A 24,996-nucleotide genomic window follows, 5' to 3' on the forward strand; every position below is an offset into this window, starting at 1 on the left:
GATCGTGACGTTGGCAGAGCACGTGCTAGAGTTGCCATTCACGTCCGTGACGGTCAAAATCACCGTGTTGCCGTTGACATTCGCGCAGTTGAAGGTCGTGATATTCAAGGCCAAGGAGGCGATACCGCAAGCGTCAGATGAACCATTGTTCACCTGCGAAGCAGTGATGATGCATTGCCCGAAGGATCAAGCTGCACCGTAATGCTCTGACAAACAGCCACCGGCGCGACATTGTCCTCCACCGTGATGGTAGTAGAGCATGTCGTCGAATTGCCATTCACATCCGTCACCGTCAAGATCTCCGTATTCGCACCAACTTCCGAGCAGACGAATGCGGTTTGGCTCAAGGCCAAGGTTGCAATCGCGCAGTTGTCGGAGCTGCCGTTGTTCACGGCGGCTGCGGTTGTCGAACCGTTGCCAGTGTTATCGAGCTGCACAGTTACGTTCTGGCAAAGCGCGATCGGCGCGACGTTGTCTTCGATCGTCACGTTGGCGGAGCAAGTGCTGCTGTTGCCATTCACGTCGGTGACGGTCAAAATCACCGTGTTGCCATTGACATTCGCGCAGTTGAAGGTCGTGATATTCAAGGCCAAGCTTGCAATGCCGCAAGCGTCGGATGAACCATTATTCACCTGCGAAGCAGTGATGCTGGCATTGCCCGAAGGATCAAGCTGCACGGTAATGTTCTGACAAACAGCCACCGGCGCGACATTTCGCGCACTGCGTTGGCGGCGGGGGGACCCGGTGTCTACCGTAAGTTTTGGCAAAAGCACTGGCGCAACATTGTCCTCCACCGTGATCGTCGTCGAGCACGTCGTCGAATTGCCATTCACATCGGTGACGGTCAAGACTTCTGTATTCGCACCAACTTCCGAGCAGACGAATGCAGTTTGGCTCAAGGCCAAAGTCGCAATCGCGCAGTTGTCCGAGCTGCCGTTGTTGACCGCGGCGGCGGTGGTTGAACCGTTGCCAGTGTTATCGAGCTGCACAGTTACGTTTTGGCAAAGCGCGATTGGCGCGACGTTGTCCTCAATCGTGACGTTGGCGGAGCAGGTGCTAGCTGTTGCCATTGACGTCCGTGACGGTCAAGGATAACTGTGTTGCCATTCACATTCGCGCAGTTGAATGTGGTGATGTTCAACGCCAGAGAGGCGATACCGCAAGCGTCAGATGAACCATTATTCACCTGCGAAGCAGTGATCGATGCATTGCCCGAAGGATCGAGCTGCACCGTAATGTTCTGACAAACAGCCACCGGCGCGACATTGTCCTCCACCGTGATCGTCGTCGAGCATGTCGTCGAATTGCCATTCACGTCGGTGACCGTCAAGACTTCCGTATTCGCACCAACTTCCGAACAAACGAATGCGGTTTGGCTGAGTGCAAGCGATTGGATACCGCAAGCATCAGAAGAACCGTTGTTGACAGCAGTTGCGGTCGTGGAACCGTTCCCGGTGTTGTCAAGCTGCACCGTAATGTTCTGGCAAACAGCCACCGGCGCAACATTGTCCTCCACCGTGATGGTCGTCGAGCATGTCGTCGAATTGCCATTCACATCGGTCACAGTCAAGACTTCCGTATTCGCACCCACCTCAGAGCAGACGAATGCCGTTTGGCTCAGGGCCAAAGTCGCAATCGCGCAGTTGTCGGAGCTGCCGTTGTTCACGGCTGCAGCGGTTGTGGAACCGTTTCCAGAGTTATCGAGCTGCACAGTTACGTTCTGGCAAAGCGCGATTGGCGCGACATTGTCTTGGATCGTGACGTTGGCGGAGCAAGTGCTGCTGTTGCCATTCACGTCGGTGACGGTCAGAATCACCGTGTTGCCGTTCACATTCGCGCAATTGAAGGTCGTGATGTTCAAGGCCAAGCTTGCAATACCGCAAGCGTCGGATGAACCGTTATTCACCTGCGAAGCAGTGATCGTTGCATTGCCCGAAGGATCAAGCTGCACGGTAATATTCTGACAAACAGCCACCGGCGCGACGTTGTCCTCCACCGTAATAGTAGTCGAGCATGTCGTCGAATTGCCATTCACGTCGGTGACCGTCAAGACTTCGGTATTCGCACCAACTTCCGAGCAAACGAAGGCGGTTTGGCTCAAGGCCAAAGTCGCAATCGCACAATTGTCCGAGCTGCCATTGTTCACGGCCGCGGCGGTCGTGGAACCGTTGCCGGTATTGTCCAACTGAACGGTGACGTTCAGGCAAACGCGACTGGCGCAACATTGTCTTCCACCGCAATCGTGGTCGAGCATGTCGTCGAATTGCCATTCACGTCCGTCACCGTCAAGACTTCCGTATTCGCCCCGACTTCAGAGCAGACGAAGGCCGTTTGGCTCAAGGCCAAAGTTGCAATCGCGCAGTTGTCGGAGCTGCCGTTATTCACTGCGGCGGCGGTTGTAGAACCGTTGCCGGTATTATCGAGCTGCACGGTTACGTTCTGGCAAAGCGCGATCGGCGCGACGTTGTCCTCGATCGTGACGTTGGCGGAGCAAGTGCTGCTGTTGCCATTGACGTCGGTGACGGTCAAAATCACCGTGTTGCCGTTGACATTCGCGCAGTTGAATGTCGTGATGTTCAGAGCCAAGGAAGCGATCCCGCAAGCGTCAGATGAACCATTATTGACCTGCGAAGCAGTGATCGATGCATTGCCCGAAGGATCGAGTTGCACCGTAATGTTCTGACAAACAGCCACCGGAGCGACATTGTCCTCCACCGTGATCGTCGTCGAGCATGTCGTCGAATTGCCATTCACATCGGTCACCGTCAAGACTTCGGTATTCGCACCAACTTCCGAGCAGACGAATGCAGTCTGGCTCAAGGCCAAAGTCGCAATCGCGCAGTTGTCTGAGCTGCCGTTGTTGACCGCGGCGGCCGTGGTCGAACCGTTGCCAGTATTGTCCAGCTGCACGGTTACGTTCTGGCAAAGCGCGATTGGCGCGACGTTGTCTTCGATCGTGACGTTGGCAGAGCATGTGCTAGAGTTGCCATTCACGTCGGTGACGGTGAGGATCACCGTGTTGCCATTGACATTCGCGCAGTTGAATGTCGTGATATTCAAGGCCAAGGAGGCGATACCGCAAGCGTCAGATGAACCATTATTCACCTGCGAAGCAGTGATGCTGGCATTGCCCGAAGGATCAAGCTGCACCGTAATGTTCTGACAAACAGCCACCGGCGCGACATTATCCTCCACCGTGATCGTCGTCGAGCATGTCGTCGAATTGCCATTCACATCCGTCACCGTCAAGACTTCGGTATTCGCACCGACTTCCGAGCAGACGAATGCAGTCTGGCTCAAGGCCAAGGTTGCAATCGCGCAGTTGTCCGAGCTGCCGTTGTTGACCGCGGCGGCCGTGGTCGAACCGTTGCCAGTGTTATCGAGCTGCACAGTTACGTTCTGGCAAAGCGCGATCGGCGCGACGTTGTCTTCGATTGTCACGTTGGCGGAGCAAGTGCTGCTGTTGCCATTCACGTCGGTGACGGTCAGAATCACCGTGTTGCCATTGACATTCGCGCAGTTGAATGTCGTGATGTTCAGAGCCAAGGAGGCAATTCCGCAAGCGTCAGATGAACCATTATTCACCTGCGAAGCAGTGATGCTGCATTGCCAGAAGGATCAAGCTGCACGGTAATGCTCTGGCAAACAGCAACCGGCGCAACATTGTCTTCCACCGTAATGGTAGTAGAGCATGTCGTCGAATTGCCATTCACATCGGTGACCGTCAAGACTTCCGTATTCGCGCCCACTTCTGAGCAGACGAATGCAGTCTGGCTCAAGGCCAAAGTCGCAATCGCGCAGTTGTCGGAGCTGCCGTTGTTCACGGCGGCGGCGGTGGTCGAACCGTTGCCGGTATTGTCCAGCTGCACAGTTACGTTCTGGCAAACTGCAATTGGCGCGACATTGTCCTGGATCGTGACGTTGGCGGAGCAGGTGCTGCTGTTGCCATTCACGTCGGTGACGGTCAAGATCACCGTGTTGCCATTGACATTCGCGCAGTTGAATGTCGTGATGTTCAGAGCCAAGGAGGCAATTCCGCAAGCGTCGGATGAACCATTATTGACCTGCGAAGCAGTGATCGATGCATTGCCCGAAGGATCAAGCTGCACGGTAATATTCTGACAAACAGCCACCGGCGCAACATTGTCCTCCACCGTGATGGTCGTCGAGCACGTCGTCGAATTGCCATTCACATCCGTCACCGTCAAGACTTCGGTATTCGCACCCACTTCCGAGCAGACGAATGCCGTTTGGCTCAAGGCCAAAGTTGCAATCGCGCAGTTGTCGGAGCTGCCGTTGTTCACGGCCGCGGCGGTCGTGGAACCGTTTCCAGTATTGTCCAGCTGAACGGTGACGTTCTGGCAAAGCGCGATTGGCGCGACGTTGTCTTGGATCGTGACGTTGGCGGAGCAAGTGCTGCTGTTGCCATTCACGTCGGTGACGGTCAGAATCACCGTGTTGCCATTGACATTCGCGCAGTTGAATGTCGTGATATTCAAGGCCAGGCTTGCAATGCCGCAAGCGTCAGATGAACCATTGTTCACCTGCGAAGCAGTGATGCTGCATTGCCCGAAGGATCAAGCTGCACCGTAATGTTCTGACAAACAGCCACCGGCGCGACATTGTCCTCCACCGTAATCGTCGTCGAGCACGTCGTCGAATTGCCATTCACATCCGTCACCGTCAGGACCTCCGTATTCGCACCAACTTCCGAGCAAACGAATGCGGTTTGGCTCAAGGCCAAAGTCGCAATCGCGCAGTTGTCGGAGCTGCCGTTGTTCACCGCGGCGGCCGTTGTGGAACCGTTGCCAGTGTTATCGAGCTGCACGGTTACGTTTTGGCAAACTGCAATTGGCGCAACAGGATCAACGACCGTTACGATTCCGGTGCAGGAAGTGGAGTTTCCGCTTTGATCCGTGACCGTTACTACGACAGTATTCGGTCCGACATTCGCGCAGCCAAAGGTCGTCTGACTTGCCGTAAAGGAAACAATCTGGCAATTGTCAGTGGGTACATTCGAAGGTGGCAAAGGCATGATTACCTGGCCATTCCCATCCAATGCAACGGTCACGTTTTGGCACGTGATTACTGGCGGAATCAAATCCACCACGGTTGCAACAGCATTACAGGTGCTGCTATTCCCGTTCACATCTGTCACCGTAAGGACCAGTGGATTCGGCCCAAGGTTCAAGCATGTAAAATTGCTCGTGCTCAACGTCGTCGAAGCAATGCCGCAGGCATCCGAAGAGCCGTTATTGACTGCAGTTGCCGTCGTCAAACCAACACCGCTGTTATTCAATTGAACAGTTACATTCTGGCACAATGCGATCGGTGCAATATTGTCCTCCACGGTGACCGAAGCGGAACAAGTGCTCGTGTTGCCATTGATGTCTGTCACCGTCAAAATCGCTGTATTCGGCGCAATGAAGGCATGACTTCCCAATCCAACCACGTTGTCAACGGCAAATGCATCCCATTCAGTTGCCAGTGTCGTAAATGCACTTGGTCCGGTTCCTGTCGGACTCGTTGTCACGCCGCGTGTCACTGTAGGCTTTCTGCGCAATGTCCGGTCCAACGTTGAGGTTCCGGTTGCGGTCCAAGCAGTGCCAGGATCATCCCCAATTCGGCCGAAAATATCTGCAAATTGATTCGTCAAAGTATTGAACACGCCAATCGCATCGTCCCCGTTCCAGTTTACTGCGGTTTGAATGGTGCTTGATCCCGCATAAATGGTCGCCGTTCCGTTCCGATAGACCACCGTTCCGCCAGCTGCCAAAGTTCCACTCAACGTATTTGCTGGCGAACCCACAGGCGAACCATTCGAGAACAACCGAAGCTCATAATTGGCCAGGTTGATCGGAGATGACGTCGGATTGTACAATTCGATGTACTTGTTGGTGCCACTGCCTTCGACATATTCGGAGATAAACAACTCGGTCAAAGGTGCAGGCGAAACGTTGCTACAGTTGAACGTCGTCGGATTCACGGCAACGCCCAAAATTCCGCATGCATCGTTGCTTCCGTTGTTGACCATGGAAGCTACAATCGATCCGTTTCCAGCATTGTTGAGCTGCACTGTGACATTCTGGCAAATGGCATTCGGAGCCTGCAAGTCATTGACCACGACGGTGAATGTGCAGGTAGATGAACCGCAAACATTGCTCGCAGTGAGGGTTACCGTGGTCGTTCCAAGGTTAAATACGGATCCTGAACCTGTACCTGCTCCAGACGCTGTCGTTGCTCCGGTAAATGTGTAGCTGACCGTTGGAGAAGGTGCGCCGGTAATTACGGGCGAATAATTCACCACTTGAGTACAGAGATTCGACGCCGTATTCACCACCTGATTTGTCGGGCAAGTGGAGAATGCAGCTGGTTGGCAGGAAACTTCACCTTTGACTGCAAAATCGTAGGGATTTTCGTTGCAGTCGGAATTGTTGATCACTACGAATGCATTGTAGATACCAAGGGGATTCGCTGCGAATGTGACCGTGAATGTTGTTGTTCCACCAGGTGCAAGTGTCACCGGCAAGGTAATACCACCCACCGCAAAATTCGCTGCCTGTGGTCCAGACAGACTAATCGTGGATACCGTAAGCGGGGCGTTTCCATTGTTTTCGATCACAAACGTGTGCACAACCGGCACGCCAGGGAACGGTGTTCCGAAATCAGTGAAGTCCGTCGTCGAAGGTGTCAAATCTCCATCCACACGGAAATCGAATTGCCAGTCACGTTGATTTCAGCACCGTTTACTGTCACCGTAAAGCTGCAAGACGATGTGTTGCAGGCCGCATCCGTCACGGTAAAAGTATTGAGCGTCGTACCAATTGGGAATGTCGCCCCGGATGCCAAACCTGCAGTCAATGCTGTGGTCTGACCGGAACAGTTGTCGGTCCCGCTAGGAGTCGAATATGTCACCACGGCGCTACAGAGGCCAGGATCGTTGTTAACTGTGATATTCGCCGGACAGATTATGGCTGGTGCCTGATTATCAACGACCGTCACGGTAAACGAACAGGTTGTCGTGTTGCCGGAGGCATCTGTCACCGTGAAGGTATTTGTCGTCACACCGACGGGGAAGGTCGCGCCGCTGGCCAAGCCTGCTGTCTGCGTCGTCGTGGCACCCGGACAGTTGTCCGTGCCGACAGGGGCTGTATAGGTCACCAAGGCAGTACATTGTCCGCTAGTGGTATTGACGCTGATATTCGCAGGACATGTGATCGCGGGAGCCTGATTATCAACGACCGTTACCGTGAAGGAGCAGGTCGAAGTAGTACCCGAAGCATCCGTCACACGGAAAGTATTCGTCGTCACGATAACCGGGAAGGTCGCGCCGCTGGCCAAGCCCGCTGTCTGCGTCGTCGTTGCACCCGGACAGTTGTCTGTGCCGACGGGCGCGGTGTAGGTCACGACGGCGTTGCATTGGCCGCTCGTCGCATTGACGCTGATATTCGCAGGACATGTAATCGCTGGCGCTTGGTTGTCAACGACCGTAACGGTGAAGGAGCAGGTCGTCGTATTACCGGATGCATCGGTGACTGTAAACGTATTGGTCGTTATTCCTGAAGGGAATGTCGCACCGCTGGCCAAACCTGCTGTCTGCGTGGTCGTTGCACCCGGACAGTTGTCCGTGCCGACTGGCGCGGTGTAGGTCACCACGGCTGTGCATTGGCCGCTGGTGGCGTTGACGCTGATATTCGCAGGGCAAGTGATGGCCGGAGCCTGATTATCAACGACCATCACCGTGAAGGAGCAAGTCGTTGAAGTACCCGAAGCATCCGTCACGCGGAAGGTATTCGTCGTCACGCCGACCGGGAACGTCGCTCCGCTGGCCAAACCCGCCGTCTGCGTCGTCGTTGCACCGGGACAGTTGTCCGTGCCGACTGGCGCGGTATAGGTCACCACGGCATTGCATTGTCCGCTTGTGGCGTTGACGCTGATATTCGCAGGGCACGTGATCGCAGGTGCTTGGTTGTCAACGACCGTCACGGTGAACGAGCAGGTCGTCGTAGTACCCGAAGCATCCGTCACGCGGAAGGTATTGGTCGTCACGCCAACCGGGAAAGTTGCACCGCTGGCCAAGCCTGCTGTTTGTGTTGTAGTGGCACCCGGACAGTTGTCCGTGCCGACTGGCGCGGTATAGGTCACGACGGCGTTGCATTGGCCGCTCGTCGCATTGACGCTGATATTCGCAGGGCACGTGATCACAGGTGCCTGATTATCAACGACCGTAACGGTGAAGGAGCAGGTCGTCGTGTTGCCGGATGCGTCTGTCACTGTAAATGTATTGGTGGTAGTTCCCGAAGGGAAAGTTGCACCGCCGGCAAAGCCTGCTGTTTGCGTGGTCGTTGCACCGGGACAGTTGTCCGTGCCGACTGGCGCGGTGTAGGTCACCACTGCAGTACATTGCCCGCTGGTGGCGTTGACGCTGATATTCGCAGGGCAAGTGATGGCGGGTGCCTGGTTGTCGACCACCGTTACCGTGAAGGAGCAGGTTGCAGTATTTCCAGCCAAATCCGTTGCACGGAAAGTATTCGTCGTCACGCCGACCGGGAAACTCGCACCGCTGGCTAAGCCTCCTGTCTGCACAACGACTGGCGAAGCTGTACAATTGTCAATCGAAGTCGGGGCTGTATAGCTAGCAACCGCATTGCAAGATCCTGGGGCCACATTCAAGGTGATATTCGAAGGACAACCCGGAACAGCCAAACATGCCTGGAGATTATTTACATAAACGTTTTTGGGCGTTCCGGCACCGACATTCGAATTGAAAACACGAATCCTGCTGATGACCTGATTGCCACCCCCAGGATTCAAAGTTGAAACCAATGTTTGGTTGGCGCCATTCACTTTTCGCGTCAATTTGATACTGACTTGCGTAGCTGGAAATTGCCGTCAGAGATATGGCCAAACCCTCATCCGTGAACGCGATACCTGTAAAATTTGTTGTCCCGCTGGCATCCAACAATTGATAGGTCGTTTGACCTCAAGAAACCGGACTTCGCTCAAAATCTGTCCCGCCGAATTCATCACTTGGAAACCAGTCGTTTGACCGTTGTCGATGAATCCATTGTCATACTCGACATTCAACGTGCTTCCTACAGCAAATGATCCCGAAATGTTGCGAATGGCTTCGGTATTCTGCCCCGAATTGGCATACATACCCAAAGCTCTTCCGGAACTATTGATATCCCCATCAGCATTCGTGTCCGTTCCAGCGCCATTCGCAGTGGATGTCGCAACAAAGAAGCCTGCTTGACTGGTGTTTCCCGTGGATGCATTCAAAGTCCATGCTCCAAAGCCGGCACCATCGTTGTCTCCAGTCTGCCAACCGTCATTGTAAGCAGTTGCCGCGGCATTGCTCGAATTGCAATTAGCAGTAACCAATACAGGATTTTCAGCATCCACAACTGTAACCGTGAATGAACATGTTGCGGTATTGCCGCTTCCATCGGTCACGCGGAAGGTATTGGTAGTCACACCAACAGGAAATGTACCGCCGCTTGGCAATCCAACAAGTTGAATCGTCAACGGAGCAGGGCAATTGTCCGTCCGACAGGTGCGGTATAATTCACCACCGCTGCGCAAGTACCGCTCGTTGCGTTGACGCTGATATTGCTTGGACATGTGATCGAAGGCAAAATCAAGTCCGTGGAAATTTGCACATCATCAAAGGAGGTAGGACAAGGGGAATTGGTGATCGTCCAACGTAAAACATAAACTTGACCTGCTACACCGGTAAATGTCGATGTCGGCGAAGTTGGGGTCGCAACCGATCCACCGGCACCGCTCACGATGCTCCAAGAACCCGTTCCCACCGTCGGTGAATTGGCAGCCAAAGTCGCTGTGATTCCGCAGATATTTTGATCCGGACCAGCATTGGCGATGGTTGGACTTGGCGTAAGTGTTATCTGCACATCATCAAAAGTTGGCGCACAAGGGGAATTGGTAATGGTCCATCGGAGGGTATAGACCGTTCCAGCAACACCTGTGAAGGCGGATGTCGGGGAGGAAGGGGTCGTAACGGATCCGCCAGCACCGCTTACAATGCTCCAAGTCCCGGCACCAACTGAAGGCGCATTGCCGGCCAAAACTGCGGCGTTTCCACATACAATTTGGTCCGGACCTGCGTTGGAGACGGATGGATTCCCAACAAATGCAATCACCACGTCGTCAATTGTGGAGGCAACGCAAGGCGAATTTGAGACGGTCCATTTCAAGGTATAGGTTGTTCCCGAGACCCGGAAAAGGCCGAAGTTGGAGAAGTCGGCGTGGTAATCGTTCCACCCGCACCACTCAAGATGCTCCAAACACCGGTTCCAAAAACGGGAGTGATCGCAGCCAAGTTGGTCGAAGTCGCACATAGGCTTTGGTCTGTACCAGCATTGGCAAGGGATGGGTTTGCAGTTAAGGTAATCACCACATCATCGGTCGAAGCTGCACAAGGTGCATTCGCAATCGTCCATCGGAGGGTGTATACTGTTCCCGCCACACCTGTAAATGCTGAAGTTGGCGATGTCGGGGTGGTCACCGTTCCACCAACACCCGAGACAATGCTCCAGCTTCCGACGCCAACAGTCGGTGTATTTGCAGCCAAAGTCACGGAGGTTCCGCAAATGTTTTGATTCGGTCCCGCATTGGAGATCGTCGTTGCAGGTGTCACCGTGATAGTGCCCGTCGTCGTTGCCGGAGGACAGCCGCCTGTCGTGGTAACTGTATAGGTGAATGTGCCGCTTGCAGTTGGTGTGCCGCTGATGGTCAACATGTTCCCTGCCCAAGAACCTGTCACGCCTGCTGGTAAGCCAGTGACAGTAGCGCCCGTGGCTCCGGTGGTTGCCAAGGTGATACTGGTCAAAGCCGAATTGATACAAACCGTTTGGTTTGTACCCGGAACAACCGTATTCAAAGGGGTCACCGTGATCGTGCCCGTCGTCGTTGCAGGCGGACATCCGCCTGTTGTGGTAACTGTATAGGTAAACGAGCCGCTCGCAGTTGGTGTGCCGCTGATGGTCACCACATTCGCAGCCCAAGATCCCGTCACACCTGCTGGCAAGCCGGTCACCGTTGCGCCCGTTGCTCCGGTGGTTGCCAAGGTGATGCTGGTCAAAGCCGAATTGATACAGACCGTTTGATTCGTTCCCGCAGCAACGGTATTCAAAGGGGTCACCGTGATGGTGCCCGTCGTCGTTGCCGGAGGACAGCCGCCTGTCGTGGTAACTGTGTAGGTGAATGTGCCGCTCGCAGTTGGTGTGCCGCTGATGGTCACGGTGTTCGCAGCCCAGGAACCTGTTACACCTGCTGGCAAGCCGGTCACCGTAGCGCCCGTTGCTCCGGTGGTTGCCAAGGTGATGCTGGTCAAGGGCGAATTGATACAAACCGTTCGGTTGATGCCCGTAGCAACGGTATTCAAAGGAGTGACCGTGATGGTGCCAGTCGTCGTTGCCGGAGGACAGCCGCCTGTGGTCGTGACCGTATATGTGAATGTACCACTCGCAGTTGGCGTGCCGCTGATGGTCACCACATTCGCAGCCCAAGAACCTGTTACACCTGCTGGTAAGCCGGTTACCGTAGCGCCTGTTGCTCCAGTGGTTGCAAGCGTAATACTGGTCAAAGCCGAATTGATACAAACCGTTTGATTCGTTCCCGCAGCAACGGTATTCAAAGGAGTAACCGTGATCGTGCCTGTCGTCGTTGCCGGCGGACAGCCGCCTGTGGTCGTAACTGTATAGGTGAATGTGCCGCTCGCAGTTGGTGTGCCGCTGATGGTCACCACATTCGCAGCCCAAGAACCCGTCACGCCTGCTGGGAGGCCGGTGATGGTTGCGCCTGTCGCGCCGGTTGTTCCAAGGGTAATCGTAGTAATCGGTGAATTGATACAGACCGTTTGGTTGATGCCCGCAGCAACGGTATTCAACGGCGTCACCGTGATGGTGCCTGTCGTCGTTGCCGGCGGACAGCCGCCTGTGGTCGTCACTGTGTAGGTGAATGTGCCACTCGCAGTTGGCGTGCCGCTGATGGTCACCACATTCCCTGCCCAAGAACCTGTTACACCTGCTGGCAAGCCGGTTACCGTAGCGCCTGTTGCTCCTGTGGTTGCCAAGGTGATGCTGGTCAAAGCCGAATTGATACAGACCGTTTGATTCGTTCCCGCAGCAACGGTATTCAACGGTGTCACGGTGATCGTGCCCGTAGTAGTTGCCGGCGGACAGCCGCCTGTGGTGGTAACTGTATAGGTAAACGTGCCGCTCGCAGTTGGCGTGCCGCTGATGGTCACCACATTCGCTGCCCAAGATCCTGTTACACCTGCTGGCAAGCCAGTCACCGTTGCGCCCGTGGCTCCGGTTGTTCCAAGGGTAATCGTAGTAATCGGCGAATTGATACAAACCGTTTGATTCGTTCCCGCAGCAACGGTATTCAACGGCGTCACCGTGATGGTGCCCGTCGTCGTTGCCGGCGGACAGCCGCCTGTGGTCGTAACTGTATAGGTGAACGTACCGCTCGCAGTTGGCGTGCCGCTGATGGTCACTACGTTCCCTGCCCAAGATCCTGTTACACCTGCTGGCAAGCCGGTGACGGTTGCGCCTGTGGCTCCTGTGGTTGCCAAGGTGATGCTGGTCAATGGCGAATTGATACAAACCGTTCGGTTGATGCCTGCAGCAACGGTATTCAACGGCGTAACCGTGATGGTACCCGTCGTCGTTGCCGGAGGACAGCCGCCTGTGGTCGTAACTGTGTAGGTAAACGAGCCGCTCGCCGTCGGCGTGCCACTGATCGTCACCACATTCGCAGCCCAAGAACCTGTTACACCTGCTGGTAAGCCGGTGACGGTTGCGCCGGTGGCTCCAGTGGTTCCAAGAGTAATCGTAGTAATTGGTGAATTGATACAAACCGTTTGGTTGGTGCCCGCAGCAACGGTATTCAACGGCGTCACCGTGATCGTGCCCGTCGTCGTTGCCGGAGGACAGCCGCCTGTGGTGGTAACTGTGTAGGTAAACGAGCCGCTCGCCGTCGGCGTGCCGCTGATGGTCACCACATTCCCTGCCCAAGATCCCGTCACGCCTGCTGGCAAGCCGGTCACCGTAGCGCCCGTTGCACCAGTGGTTGCCAAGGTGATGCTGGTCAATGGCGAATTGATACAGACCGTACGGTTGATGCCCGCAGCAACGGTATTCAAAGGGGTGACCGTGATCGTGCCCGTCGTCGTTGCCGGCGGACAGCCGCCTGTTGTCGTAACTGTATATGTGAATGTACCGCTCGCAGTTGGTGTGCCGCTGATGGTCACCACATTCGCGGACCAAGAACCCGTCACACCTGCTGGGAGGCCGGTCACCGTTGCGCCTGTCGCGCCGGTGGTTGCCAAGGTGATGCTGGTCAAAGCCGAATTGATACAAACCGTTTGATTCGTTCCCGCAGCAACGGTATTCAAAGGAGTGACCGTGATCGTTCCCGTGGTCGTTGCCGGCGGACAGCCGCCTGTGGTCGTAACTGTGTAGGTAAACGAGCCGCTCGCCGTCGGTGTGCCGCTGATCGTGACCACATTCGCAGCCCAAGAACCTGTTACACCTGCTGGGAGGCCGGTCACCGTTGCGCCCGTGGCTCCGGTGGTTGCAAGGGTAATCGTAGTAATTGGTGAATTGATACAAACCGTTTGATTCATTCCTGCAGCAACAGTATTCAAAGGGGTGACCGTGATCGTACCCGTCGTCGTTGCTGGCGGACAGCCGCCTGTGGTCGTCACTGTGTAGGTAAACGAGCCGCTGGCAGTTGGTGTGCCGCTGATGGTCACCACATTCGCAGCCCAAGATCCTGTCACACCTGCTGGCAAGCCGGTGACGGTTGCGCCTGTCGCGCCGGTGGTTGCCAAGGTGATGCTGGTCAATGGCGAATTGATACAAACCGTTTGATTGACACCCGCAGCAACAGTATTCAAAGGAGTGACCGTGATGGTGCCTGTCGTCGTTGCTGGCGGACAGCCGCCTGTGGTCGTCACCGTATATGTGAATGTACCGCTAGCAGTTGGTGTGCCGCTGATCGTCACGACATTCGCAGCCCAAGAACCTGTTACACCTGCTGGCAAGCCCGTCACGGTTGCGCCGGTCGCTCCGGTGGTTGCAAGCGTAATACTGGTCAAAGCCGAATTGATACAAACAGTTTGATTCGTTCCCGCAGCAACGGTATTCAAAGGGGTGACCGTGATCGTGCCCGTCGTCGTTGCCGGCGGACAGCCGCCTGTTGTGGTAACTGTATATGTGAATGTACCGCTCGCAGTTGGCGTGCCGCTGATCGTCACCACATTCGCAGACCAAGAACCCGTCACACCAGCTGGCAAGCCAGTCACCGTAGCACCAGTGGCTCCGGTTGTTCCAAGGGTAATCGTAGTAATTGGTGAATTGATACAAACCGTTTGGTTGGTGCCTGGAGCAACAGTATTCAAAGGCGTCACCGTGATCGTGCCCGTCGTCGTTGCCGGCGGACAGCCGCCTGTGGTCGTAACTGTATATGTGAATGTACCGCTTGCAGTTGGTGTGCCGCTGATCGTCACCACATTCGCAGACCAAGAACCTGTTACACCCGCTGGCAAGCCAGTCACCGTAGCACCAGTGGCTCCGGTTGTTCCAAGGGTAATCGTAGTAATTGGTGAATTGATACAAACCGTTTGGTTGGTGCCTGGAGCAACAGTATTCAAAGGCGTCACCGTGATCGTGCCCGTCGTCGTTGCCGGCGGACAGCCGCCTGTGGTCGTAACTGTATATGTGAATGTACCGCTTGCAGTTGGCGTACCGCTAATGGTCACCACATTCGCAGCCCAAGAACCCGTCACACCTGCTGGCAAGCCGGTCACCGTTGCGCCCGTTGCTCCGGTGGTTGCCAAGGTGATGCTGGTCAAAGCCGAATTGATACAAACCGTTCGGTTGATGCCCGCAGCAACGGTATTCAAAGGAGTGACCGTGATCGTGCCCGTCGTCGTTGCCGGCGGACAGCCGCCTGTGGTCGTGACCGTATATGTGAATGTGCCGCTCGCAGTTGGTGTGCCGCTGATCGTCACCACGTTCCCTGCCCAAGATCCTGTTACACCTGCTGGCAAGCCGGTCACCGTTGCGCCGGTCGCTCCAGTGGTTGCCAACGTAATGCTGGTCAATGGCGAATTGATACAAACCGTTTGATTGGTTCCTGCAGCAACGGTATTCAACGGCGTCACCGTGATCGTGCCCGTCGTCGTTGCCGGAGGACAGCCGCCTGTGGTCGTCACCGTATATGTGAATGTGCCGCTCGCAGTTGGTGTGCCGCTGATCGTCACCACGTTCCCTGCCCAAGATCCTGTTACACCTGCTGGCAAGCCGGTGACCGTTGCACCTGTTGCTCCGGTGGTTGCCAAGGTGATGCTGGTCAAAGCCGAATTGATACAGACCGTTCGGTTGATGCCCGTTGCAACGGTATTCAACGGTGTCACCGTGATTGTGCCCGTCGTCGTTGCTGGCGGACAGCCGCCTGTCGTGGTAACTGTATATGTGAATGTACCACTAGCAGTTGGTGTGCCGCTGATGGTCAACACATTCGCAGCCCAAGAGCCCGTCACACCTGCTGGCAAGCCGGTCACCGTAGCGCCTGTCGCGCCAGTCGTTCCAAGGGTAATCGTAGTAATCGGTGAATTAATACAGACCGTTCGGTTGATGCCCGCAGCAACGGTATTCAAAGGGGTGACCGTGATCGTACCCGTCGTCGTTGCCGGCGGACAGCCGCCTGTGGTCGTAACTGTATAGGTGAACGTACCGCTCGCAGTTGGTGTGCCGCTGATGGTCACCACATTCGCAGCCCAAGAACCCGTCACACCTGCTGGCAAGCCGGTCACCGTTGCGCCAGTGGCTCCGGTGGTTGCCAAGGTGATGCTGGTCAATGGCGAATTGATACAAACCGTTTGATTGGTTCCCGCAGCAACGGTATTCAACGGCGTCACCGTGATCGTGCCCGTCGTCGTTGCCGGCGGACAGCCGCCTGTGGTCGTAACTGTATATGTGAATGTGCCGCTCGCAGTCGGTGTGCCGCTGATGGTCACCACGTTTCCTGCCCAAGAACCTGTTACACCTGCTGGTAAGCCGGTCACCGTAGCGCCGGTGGCTCCGGTGGTTGCCAAGGTGATGCTGGTCAACGGTGAATTAATACAGACCGTTCGGTTGATGCCCGTAGCAACAGTATTCAACGGGGTCACCGTGATCGTGCCCGTCGTCGTTGCCGGAGGACAGCCGCCTGTGGTAGTCACTGTGTAGGTGAATGTACCGCTCGCAGTTGGTGTGCCGCTGATCGTCACCACATTCGCAGCCCAAGAACCTGTTACGCCTGCTGGCAAGCCGGTCACCGTCGCGCCCGTTGCTCCGGTTGTTCCGAGGGTAATCGTAGTAATTGGTGAATTGATACAAACCGTTCGGTTGATGCCCGCAGCAACGGTATTCAAAGGCGTCACCGTGATCGTGCCCGTCGTCGTTGCCGGAGGACAACCGCCTGTCGTGGTAACTGTATAGGTGAATGTGCCGCTCGCAGTTGGTGTGCCGCTGATGGTCACCACATTCGCAGCCCAAGATCCCGTCACACCTGCTGGCAAGCCGGTGACCGTGGCGCCCGTGGCTCCGGTGGTTGCCAAGGTGATGCTGGTCAATGGCGAATTAATACAGACCGTTTGGTTGATGCCCGCAGCAACGGTATTCAAAGGGGTCACCGTGATCGTGCCCGTCGTCGTTGCCGGCGGACAGCCGCCTGTGGTCGTGACTGTGTAGGTGAATGTGCCGCTTGCAGTTGGCGTGCCGCTAATGGTCACCACATTCGCAGCCCAAGAACCCGTCACACCTGCTGGCAAGCCGGTGACCGTAGCGCCTGTCGCTCCGGTGGTTGCCAAGGTGATGCTGGTCAATGGCGAATTGATACAGACCGTTTGATTCGTTCCCGTAGCAACGGTATTCAACGGCGTAACCGTGATCGTGCCGGTCGTCGTTGCAGGCGGACAGCCGCCTGTGGTCGTCACTGTATAGATGAATGTGCCGCTCGCAGTTGGTGTGCCGCTGATCGTCACCACGTTCCCTGCCCAAGAGCCTGTTACACCTGCTGGCAAGCCGGTCACCGTAGCACCCGTAGCTCCGGTGGTTGCCAAGATGATGCTGGTCAAAGCCGAATTGATACAAACCGTTTGATTCGTTCCCGCAGCAACGGTATTCAAAGGAGTGACCGTGATCGTGCCCGTCGTCGTTGCAGGCGGACAGCCGCCTGTAGTCGTTACCGTATATGTGAACGTGCCGCTTGCAGTCGGTGTGCCGCTGATGGTCACCACGTTTCCTGCCCAAGAACCTGTTACACCTGCTGGTAAGCCGGTCACCGTAGCGCCCGTTGCTCCAGTGGTTGCCAAGGTGATGCTGGTCAACGGTGAATTAATACAGACCGTTCGGTTGATGCCCGCAGCAATAGTATTCAACGGTGTCACCGTGATCGTGCCCGTCGTCGTTGCCGGCGGACAGCCGCCTGTCGTGGTAACTGTATAGGTGAATGTGCCGCTTGCAGTCGGTGTGCCGCTGATGGTCACCACGTTTCCTGCCCAAGAACCTGTTACACCTGCTGGTAAGCCGGTCACCGTAGCGCCCGTTGCTCCAGTGGTTGCCAACGTAATGCTGGTCAAAGCCGAATTGATACAAACCGTTTGATTGACACCCGCAGCAACAGTATTCAACGGCGTCACCGTGATCGTGCCCATAGTCGTTGCCGGAGGACAGCCGCCTGTGGTCGTGACTGTATATGTGAATGTACCGCTAGCAGTTGGCGTGCCGCTGATGGTCACCACGTTTCCTGCCCAAGATCCTGTCACGCCTGCTGGCAAGCCGGTCACCGTAGCGCTCGTTGCTCCGGTTGTTGCCAAGGTGATGCTGGTCAATGGTGAATTAATACAGACCGTTTGATTCGTTCCCGCAGCAACGGTATTCAAAGGAGTGACCGTGATCGTGCCTGTCGTCGTTGCAGGCGGACAGCCGCCTGTAGTCGTGACTGTGTAGGTGAATGTGCCGCTTGCAGTTGGCGTGCCGCTGATGGTCACCACATTCGCAGCCCAAGAACCCGTCACACCTGCTGGCAAGCCGGTGACCGTTGCGCCTGTCGCTCCGGTGGTTGCCAACGTGATGCTGGTCAAAGCCGAATTGATACAAACCGTTCGGTTGATGCCCACAGCGACAGTATTCAAAGGTGTCACCGTGATCGTGCCCGTCGTCGTGGCCGGCGGACAGCCGCCTGTCGTGGTAACTGTATAGGTGAATGTACCACTCGCAGTTGGTGTGCCGCTGATCGTCACCACATTCCCAGCCCAAGAACCTGTCACACCTGCTGGCAAGCCGGTCACCGTTGCGCCAGTGGCGCCGGTCGTTGCCAAGGTGATGCTGGTCAGAGCCGAATTGATACAAACCGTTCGGTTGATGCCCGCAGCAACGGTATTCAGCGGTGTCACGGTGATCGTGCCCGTCGTCGTTGCCGGCGGACAGCCGCCTGTGGTCGTCACTGTATATGTGAACGTACCGCTCGCAGTTGGTGTGCCGCTGATGGTCACCACGTTCCCTGCCCAAGATCCTGTTACACCTGCTGGTAAGCCGGTCACCGTTGCGCCAGTGGCGCCGGTCGTTGCAAGCGTAATACTGGTCAATGGTGAATTAATACAAACCGTTCGGTTGATGCCCGCAGAAACCGTATTCAACGGATTGACCGTGACCGTTGTCGCAGCGCAAGTCGTCGTATTACACTGACCTTCGTAGCGTACAAAATAAGTCGTGGTTGATGTGGGCGCGACGGTACCACTACCGATCGGCTGTGTCGTCAAAGAGATATAATCAATCTCCATGTTTACCGCAGCGTTACTTGCCCAGTCAAATCGCCATCCTAGTATGTTTCCTCCCGAAACGTATTGGGGATCAGAATACATGTCAATGGTCAACAGTTGCCACGCTCCGCCTCCGACCAAAACTCCGGAAGCCGATTCGCCGCCCACCGCAAAATTGTGCGCTCCGTTGTAGAAAAAGATCTCGGCAGTACCCGGCGTACCAGATAGCACCCGATATCGAATATTCACGTAGCGGAAAATATTGGGATCAAAAGAACCCAAACCCGCCATGTCGATCATCGGGTCGTTGGTTTTGTGAAGTGACATTCAAGATGCCCGCTATCACCGAGTTGACGGTCGTGCTTGGCGCACCATACGGTTGTGTCACCCAATCCTGCGTGAATGGACCACAGGCGGAAGGACCATACCAAGTCGCGACCGCACCCGTTCCAAGTGAACCTCCGGTTGCTGTCAAGGTTGTCGATGATCCAACGCAAATGCTTGTGGTTCCTGAAATTCCCGTAGGCGGTGTCGAAAGCGTATTGACCGTCACGGTGATCGAGGCACAACCCGTCGTATTGCAGGTGCCTGCATATCTTACAAAATAGGTGGTCGTGACCGCAGGTGAAACGGTTATCGAATTTCCTGTGCCTGCCGAAGTTCCACCACAAGAGCCTGAAAACCATTGGGCAACCGCCCCATCTCCCGGCGAACCTCCCACCAAGGTGAGCGTTGTGCTACTGCCTGCACATACGGCATTGTTTCCGGAAATGCTCGTCGGTGCGACCGAGGAGCTCTGAAATGTGATGACAACGTCGTCACTCGAAGCGGTACATGGTGCATTGGAAATTGTCCAGCGCAGCGTATAGCTTGTCCCCGCAACACCTGTAAAACTCGAACTTGGGCTTGTTGGCGCGCCAAGGCTTCCGCCTGCACCCGCGATGATGCTCCAAGTTCCGGCACCAACCCCAGGCGTGTTGCCTGCAAGATTGGTCGTTGTGGCGCAAATCGTTTGGTCAGTGCCTGCATTTGCTGCGGTAGGGTTGGCATTGACTGTGACAGTTACGGGTGTACGCGTGGCGGAGGCACATCCGCCGCCGCCAGACCATGATAGCGTGATAACCCCGTTTCCAATTCTTACCCCTTGAGTATGGGTCACCCCAGATGCCGAAGGGCTCGTGTAACTACTTCCTCCACCGGCACCCTCAAAGCAGCCTGAGCCGCCCCCATAATAGCCGCCGCCACCACCAGTTCCATATCCTGCTACGGTGTTTGAGCCACCTTGGCCGAGTGAACCATTTTGGTTACCTGTACAAGATCCATGGCCCGTCGGTCCAGCTGTACCTCCAGCAACTTGTGTACCGCCAGCACCAGTATATTGACAGTCCGAACAAGAAAAAACGCATCCGCTCATGCCGATCAAGCCGCCACCATGCCCGCCTTCAGCGGTGTTGGTACCACAATTGCTTCCTGTCCCGCCGCCACCGCCCGCGACCATGATACGATTTGCAAGGCCTGCACCTCCCTGACGGATGTCTGTTGCGCCGCCGCCGCTCCCGTAGCCAATATTTGCGCCAGCATTTCCGCCACCATTAAATCCGCCAGTGGTTTCAGTCCCTGCACCCCCAACATAGATTTGAAGCACTTCGCCAGGTACGACAGGATGTGTTGATTGAACCCTTCCCCCATAGCCTAAGGCACCATAACCAGCGGCACCATAAGCATCGACCGTGATGGAAGTAACTCCAGAGGGCACAGTAAATGTCTGCACGCCCCCAGTAAAGTTAAATGTTTGATTTCCAGGTCCGCCACCAGTCGTCGAAGCCTCCGCGTAATACGTTGTCGTTCCGCCAGGACTCACAGCAAAGTTGGCGCCGCTTGCCGAGCTGCCGATCGATGCGCCACCTGATGCCACAGTGTACCATTGAATGGTATTACCCGCAGAAGTAGCATTCAATTGGGAAGTTCCGCCGACGCAAATCGTTGTTGGGGAGGCCGAAACGGGACTCGGGGCTGCAGGCAAAGGCGTAACAGGCACAGAAACTGTTGCACAGGCGGTATTGGAACAACCCGTACCTGCGCCAGGTTCATACCTTACAAAATAATTCGTAGTTGCTGTTGGAGCAGTAATGGTCACTGCTGCCGAGGTTGTATTGTCTCCAGCTGTAACCGAACCAACCAGTGTCCCACCGCAGGAGCCACTGTAAAATGCCACGGTTCCGTTTTTGTTGATCGCCGTTGGAAATGTGGCTGTCAGGGTAATCGTCGGGGGCGCAGCATTGGCGCAATAATTGGATGCGGATGTTGTAAGGCCAGTAGGAGCTTCATTCCATCGGTTCACGATCAAAATGGTGCCCGACGTCACGGCCGCACAGCCTGCATTGCTCACGCGGTACCGGATGCGGTCCGCATTGCCATCGCTGTTGGAGGTCTTTTTGGGAAAACAACATGTCCCTGAACTTGTGCCGGTGAGCCAGTTGTTGTTCCAGACACCGTTGTTGCTGCCCCAATCCCAGGTAACGGTTCCCGTTTGCCCCGATACCGTCACGGGTGTGACAAAATTTCCCCCTGGATCGCAAAAATTGATCGGCCCAGGGTTGGAAACGGAACCTAAAGTGGATGCCGGTGCCGCAACAACCGAAATGGCAGCCGAAAACCCAGCGTAAACCACAGACCCATCCGAGTTGAAACGAATGGTAATCGGTCCAGAAATGGAAGTAACGGTTGGCAACGCTGGCGAACCGCTCGTCGGCCCAAAAAGGATGGGGCCACCTGTTCCGACGCCATCATAAATGGTAACAAAGTCAAAACTACCCTCAGTCACAAACTGGGAAAAAGTGAGCCTGATACTCTGGCAGGCGCTCGGCGGATAAATCACCGTATAACCATCCACGCTGTTGGAATAGTTTCCGGTACCTGCGTGGTCGCAAATGTTGCCTGAACTTGCTGTGATGCTGTTGTTGCCTGTGGCTGGCACGACGTAGTTGCAGGTAGGTCCCGGCAAGCTTACCAGCGTGATCGTCACGTTAGTGCAGGTCGTATTCGTACTGCAATAATATTGGTTCATTACAGAATACAAGTTACCCCCGGGTGAGGCAAATTTACCGAAGCCGCCACCTCCTCACATGCAGGACCATTGTCGTCATTGTAGGTAACAAATGTGCAATCCGTGGTATAGATGGAAAGCTGCGTATCATAAGCAGCACCACAAGTGGAAATGCGGTACACTGCGCCAGCGACCGTATTGAAAATCGTCGAGCGCTCTCCTCCGAATTGACAAGTCGTAATTGTACCCGTTTGCCCCACCGTCCAACCTGCCACGTTGATACTCGCGTAGTCGGTTCCGCGCAAGAACATTGCGCTTGCAGCTAGCAGGGATCAATCCCAAAACAAGCAAAAATACCATTAACCAAAACAGCCGACGTACCTCCAGCCATTTCCACGACCCCACTGGTGGGATGAACCTTCATAAGTTCTGAATTTGTTTGTGTGCTTACTGCTTGTCTGATGTATTCCCAACAACCTTGTACTCCTGCGGCTTGCCCAGAATAAAGTCCTTTTTATCCTGCGGCATTCGGTCAAATTCCTCCTGCGGTATTTGTTTTACCTGAATGGATTTCGAATCGTCCACTATTTTCTTGTAGGCTTCGGGATTGGCTTTGATCCAAGCTTCCTTCCTTCGCTGATAGTCTGCGATGTCTTCGCTGGGATTGCCGTTGTCCATGAACTTTGGAAAGCCAGCGGGAACTTCTTTGACTTCACCCGCTTGATAGGAATGCTTGGAGGATCCCCAACCTTTCGTAGGCTCATTGATATTTTGCGCCGAAACGGTATGAATCGCGGCGAGGAAAATGATCAAGGGAACAACGCGAAAAAACGACAATACGAAGGTGCAAGATTTCTCCTAGAACATTTTCCAAACCTCTCATATTCAAACATTTATTTACAAAGAAACAACGACAACCAAAGGCGCATCCACGACACATTCACATAGTTTTAGGCCCCTCCACTGGGAAAATCACACTTACGGGTGCTGTAAAGATAGTTTTCAAAACGACATATCCACATGCTGTGAAGATTCTATCCAAATATTTTCAGACCAAGTGCTCGACCCTGAAAACCAATAGGCCCGTTTCCACATTCATCTACCCATATTAAAAGGGCGGCAACCAAGGTTGCCGCCCTTCAAAGACAATATCTTATCCGCACTTATTGAAGTACAAACCTGATCACTGCCTGATGCGTCTTGTTGCGACGGTAGGTGGTGACTTTCATCAAGTATGGGCCCGCAGCAAGATCGTTCAAGTCAAAGGCTGCCACGTCCATCAGTGGGCCATATTGTACACCTTGACTTTCGACCCACGACATCCCAGATTTCAATGTCGATCGGCCAATCGATCGGGCCCAAGGTGCGCAGGTTGACGATGCCCATGCTCGGATTTGGACAAAGTGTCAATCCGGTCAAATCCTCAATGGTCTCAGCCACTCCAACCGGGCTATAGAAAATCGAATCGCTCAAACCGAAGCATCCCGTAGAGTCGGCGACGCCTACGTGGTACCAACCGGCAACCGATACCGGGAAGGTCTGACTATTTGCGCCTGGCAACTGGAATCCATTTACAAACCACTGATAGCCAGCATAAGGCTGCGTTGTGGTCAAAATTCCGCTGTTGAGCACAATCGTCGGATTGGGCGAAGTCGCATAGGCCACCGTTACCGGCGTACTTGTTGCCGAGCATCCAAAGCCATTCCATACGGTCACTTGATATGTGCCGGGCTGGGTGATGTTGGACATCCGTGTGGTATCGCCATTGCTCCAGAGATAATCAAAGTAACCTTGTCCTGCATCCAAAGCAATGCTGCCACTGTCGCAGATGTAGGCATTTGGGCCAGGGAAGATGACCGGCAAAGGATCACTGGAATGGAATGATGGAAATATTGACCGAGTCGCTCGTAGCGCAGCCGTTTACATCCATTGCAGAGCAAGCTCCACCGGACCAGGTAGCGCCCCCCGACGATGATCGTCTGCGTGGTAGCGCCAGTGCTCACATTGATAACCTGTGAGTCCAGCATCGCCGACCAAAACCACCGAGTCACTGGGGCCAAAACGTCAATAGTCCAGAGGCCGCAAATGATGTCGTAATCCACCAAGTAGGTTCCCAACATCACCGTATCGGTGTCTTGGCAGCCCTGAGCAGTTGAAACGGTACGTACGCATACATCCGGATTGCCCATCATCACCGTAGCACTTGCACTGCCGTTGCTCCAGAGATAGGCAGCATAATTGGTCGGCGCGGTGAACAGCAACGGAATAGCCAAGGGCAAGTTGTCGTATCTGGACCGACATTCAATACAGGGTTGATACCCAACTGGAAGCGTTGCTGTTGCATTTGCAGCACTACCCATGCTGACTACCACGGTTACCGAATAGGTTCCGCAACCACACCATTAATGCTGTCAACAAAGACGCCGTTGCTCCATAGGAAGCTGTAAGCTGCGCAGCTTTGTCCGCCCGTGACGATGGCTTGAAGGTCACCTGTTGCCTCACCTTGACAGACCAGCGTATCACCTACGATCGTTACTGTCAGCGGCGCCGGCGCAGTAATCACAATCGTATCCACGGCAACCCGGTTTCGCGTGCATCGGTGACCGTAACGAAATAGATACCCGCAGCAAGGCCGGCTCAGGCTGCCTAAGTTGCGCCGGTACCCAGCCAATTGATAGGCTCGCAACCGCCGGAGACGGTTGTGTTGGCAAAGCCATTGGCATCGCCAGCGCGAGTCTTAATGTAGCCGACCCTTGGCTGACTGCTGCTTGTCACTACCAGCGGATCCGGGAATCACCTGACCGTAAAGGGGCACACGAGATGGTGTTTCCGCTTGTATCCACGACCGTATAGGTGACCGTTGTGCTTCCATCAGGAATGTGGAGCCCGGAGGTATCGTTCCCTGGTGGTAACCACTGCAATTGTCAAGGCCGACCGGCACAACCAGTTGACGCACCGCAAATGGAGCTGTCGGCTGCAAGGCTGATATTGGCTGGGCAGACGATGCCTAGGCAAAATCGTATCTCGCACCATCACCAATGCTTGGCATGTCGCTGTTTCCATTGACATCAACCACCGTCAACACCATGCCGTTTGCGCCTAGATCCGCACA

At 55.1% G+C, this 24,996-nt stretch carries 17 protein-coding genes; all 17 read right to left on the minus strand.

Annotation, left to right across the window (positions count from 1 at the left end):
* Positions 1-153 (minus strand): HYR domain-containing protein (locus IPN95_27860; protein MBK9453146.1); only part of this gene is annotated, 153 nt, incomplete at its 3' end.
* Entirely contained in the window at positions 150-1,070 is a 921-nt protein-coding gene (locus IPN95_27865) for a hypothetical protein (GenBank protein ID MBK9453147.1), read from the minus strand. The genes IPN95_27860 and IPN95_27865, both read right to left, overlap by 4 nt.
* Complete coding sequence (locus IPN95_27870; GenBank protein ID MBK9453148.1) at positions 992-2,254, minus strand: hypothetical protein; 1,263 nt, start codon at positions 2,252-2,254, stop codon at positions 992-994. The genes IPN95_27865 and IPN95_27870 overlap by 79 nt, the downstream gene beginning before the upstream one ends.
* Positions 2,200-3,585 (minus strand): hypothetical protein, encoded by a 1,386-nt coding sequence (locus IPN95_27875; GenBank protein MBK9453149.1) that lies wholly within the window; start codon positions 3,583-3,585, stop codon positions 2,200-2,202. The genes IPN95_27870 and IPN95_27875 overlap by 55 nt, the downstream gene beginning before the upstream one ends.
* Complete coding sequence (locus IPN95_27880) at positions 3,582-4,544, minus strand: hypothetical protein (protein ID MBK9453150.1); 963 nt, start codon at positions 4,542-4,544, stop codon at positions 3,582-3,584. Before IPN95_27880 ends, IPN95_27875 begins: the two co-directional genes overlap by 4 nt.
* A complete protein-coding gene (locus tag IPN95_27885; GenBank protein ID MBK9453151.1) occupies positions 4,541-6,706 on the minus strand; it encodes a choice-of-anchor D domain-containing protein in 2,166 nt (721 codons plus the stop codon). The genes IPN95_27880 and IPN95_27885 overlap by 4 nt, the downstream gene beginning before the upstream one ends.
* Positions 6,691-8,859, minus strand: a complete 2,169-nt coding sequence (locus IPN95_27890) for an HYR domain-containing protein (GenBank protein ID MBK9453152.1) — start codon at positions 8,857-8,859, stop codon at positions 6,691-6,693. The genes IPN95_27885 and IPN95_27890 overlap by 16 nt, the downstream gene beginning before the upstream one ends.
* Positions 8,860-8,892: 33 nt before the next feature.
* Positions 8,893-9,624: an HYR domain-containing protein gene (locus tag IPN95_27895; protein ID MBK9453153.1), complete on the minus strand. Its 732-nt coding sequence runs from the start codon at positions 9,622-9,624 to the stop codon at positions 8,893-8,895.
* On the minus strand, positions 9,525-10,217 hold the full coding sequence (locus IPN95_27900) for a hypothetical protein (GenBank protein ID MBK9453154.1): 693 nt from the start codon (positions 10,215-10,217) through the stop codon (positions 9,525-9,527). Before IPN95_27900 ends, IPN95_27895 begins: the two co-directional genes overlap by 100 nt.
* On the minus strand, positions 10,214-19,165 hold the full coding sequence (locus IPN95_27905) for a hypothetical protein (protein MBK9453155.1): 8,952 nt from the start codon (positions 19,163-19,165) through the stop codon (positions 10,214-10,216). Before IPN95_27905 ends, IPN95_27900 begins: the two co-directional genes overlap by 4 nt.
* Positions 19,107-21,905, minus strand: a complete 2,799-nt coding sequence (locus IPN95_27910; GenBank protein ID MBK9453156.1) for a CUB domain-containing protein — start codon at positions 21,903-21,905, stop codon at positions 19,107-19,109. Before IPN95_27910 ends, IPN95_27905 begins: the two co-directional genes overlap by 59 nt.
* A complete protein-coding gene (locus IPN95_27915) occupies positions 21,905-22,195 on the minus strand; it encodes a hypothetical protein (protein MBK9453157.1) in 291 nt (96 codons plus the stop codon). The genes IPN95_27910 and IPN95_27915 overlap by 1 nt, the downstream gene beginning before the upstream one ends.
* Positions 22,196-22,331: 136 nt before the next feature.
* Positions 22,332-22,697: a hypothetical protein gene (locus IPN95_27920; GenBank protein ID MBK9453158.1), complete on the minus strand. Its 366-nt coding sequence runs from the start codon at positions 22,695-22,697 to the stop codon at positions 22,332-22,334.
* A 447-nt stretch (positions 22,698-23,144) separates the two neighbouring features.
* The gene (locus IPN95_27925; protein ID MBK9453159.1) at positions 23,145-23,633 is read right to left on the minus strand and encodes a hypothetical protein; all 489 of its coding nucleotides are present in this window, start codon (positions 23,631-23,633) and stop codon (positions 23,145-23,147) included.
* Positions 23,597-24,256 carry a hypothetical protein gene (locus IPN95_27930; GenBank protein ID MBK9453160.1) on the minus strand — a complete coding sequence of 220 codons (660 nt, stop codon included), beginning with the start codon at positions 24,254-24,256 and terminating at the stop codon, positions 23,597-23,599. The genes IPN95_27925 and IPN95_27930 overlap by 37 nt, the downstream gene beginning before the upstream one ends.
* Positions 24,257-24,258: 2 nt before the next feature.
* Positions 24,259-24,459, minus strand: coding sequence for a hypothetical protein (locus IPN95_27935; GenBank protein MBK9453161.1), 201 nt, complete (start codon positions 24,457-24,459; stop codon positions 24,259-24,261).
* Between the two features lie 199 nt (positions 24,460-24,658).
* The gene (locus IPN95_27940) at positions 24,659-24,805 is read right to left on the minus strand and encodes an HYR domain-containing protein (protein ID MBK9453162.1); all 147 of its coding nucleotides are present in this window, start codon (positions 24,803-24,805) and stop codon (positions 24,659-24,661) included.
* Between the last annotated feature and the right edge of the window lie 191 nt (positions 24,806-24,996).

This window comes from Bacteroidota bacterium, assembly GCA_016718825.1.
In the GTDB taxonomy this organism is placed as follows: domain Bacteria; phylum Bacteroidota; class Bacteroidia; order J057; family JADKCL01; genus JADKCL01.

What these genes read in the sequence shown, in the direction of transcription:
- IPN95_27910 (MBK9453156.1), bottom strand. Translation starts at nt 21,905, where the DNA reads ATGAACCAATATTATTGCAGTACGAATACGACCTGCACTAACGTGACG.
- IPN95_27915 (MBK9453157.1), bottom strand. Translation starts at nt 22,195, where the DNA reads ATGTTCTTGCGCGGAACCGACTACGCGAGTATCAACGTGGCAGGTTGG.
- IPN95_27905 (MBK9453155.1), bottom strand. Translation starts at nt 19,165, where the DNA reads ATGTCACTTCACAAAACCAACGACCCGATGATCGACATGGCGGGTTTG.
- IPN95_27895 (MBK9453153.1), bottom strand. Translation starts at nt 9,624, where the DNA reads ATGTCCAAGCAATATCAGCGTCAACGCAACGAGCGGTACTTGCGCAGC.
- IPN95_27870 (MBK9453148.1), bottom strand. Translation starts at nt 2,254, where the DNA reads ATGCTCGACCACGATTGCGGTGGAAGACAATGTTGCGCCAGTCGCGTT.
- IPN95_27865 (MBK9453147.1), bottom strand. Translation starts at nt 1,070, where the DNA reads ATGGCAACAGCTAGCACCTGCTCCGCCAACGTCACGATTGAGGACAAC.
- IPN95_27925 (MBK9453159.1), bottom strand. Translation starts at nt 23,633, where the DNA reads ATGTCCAACATCACCCAGCCCGGCACATATCAAGTGACCGTATGGAAT.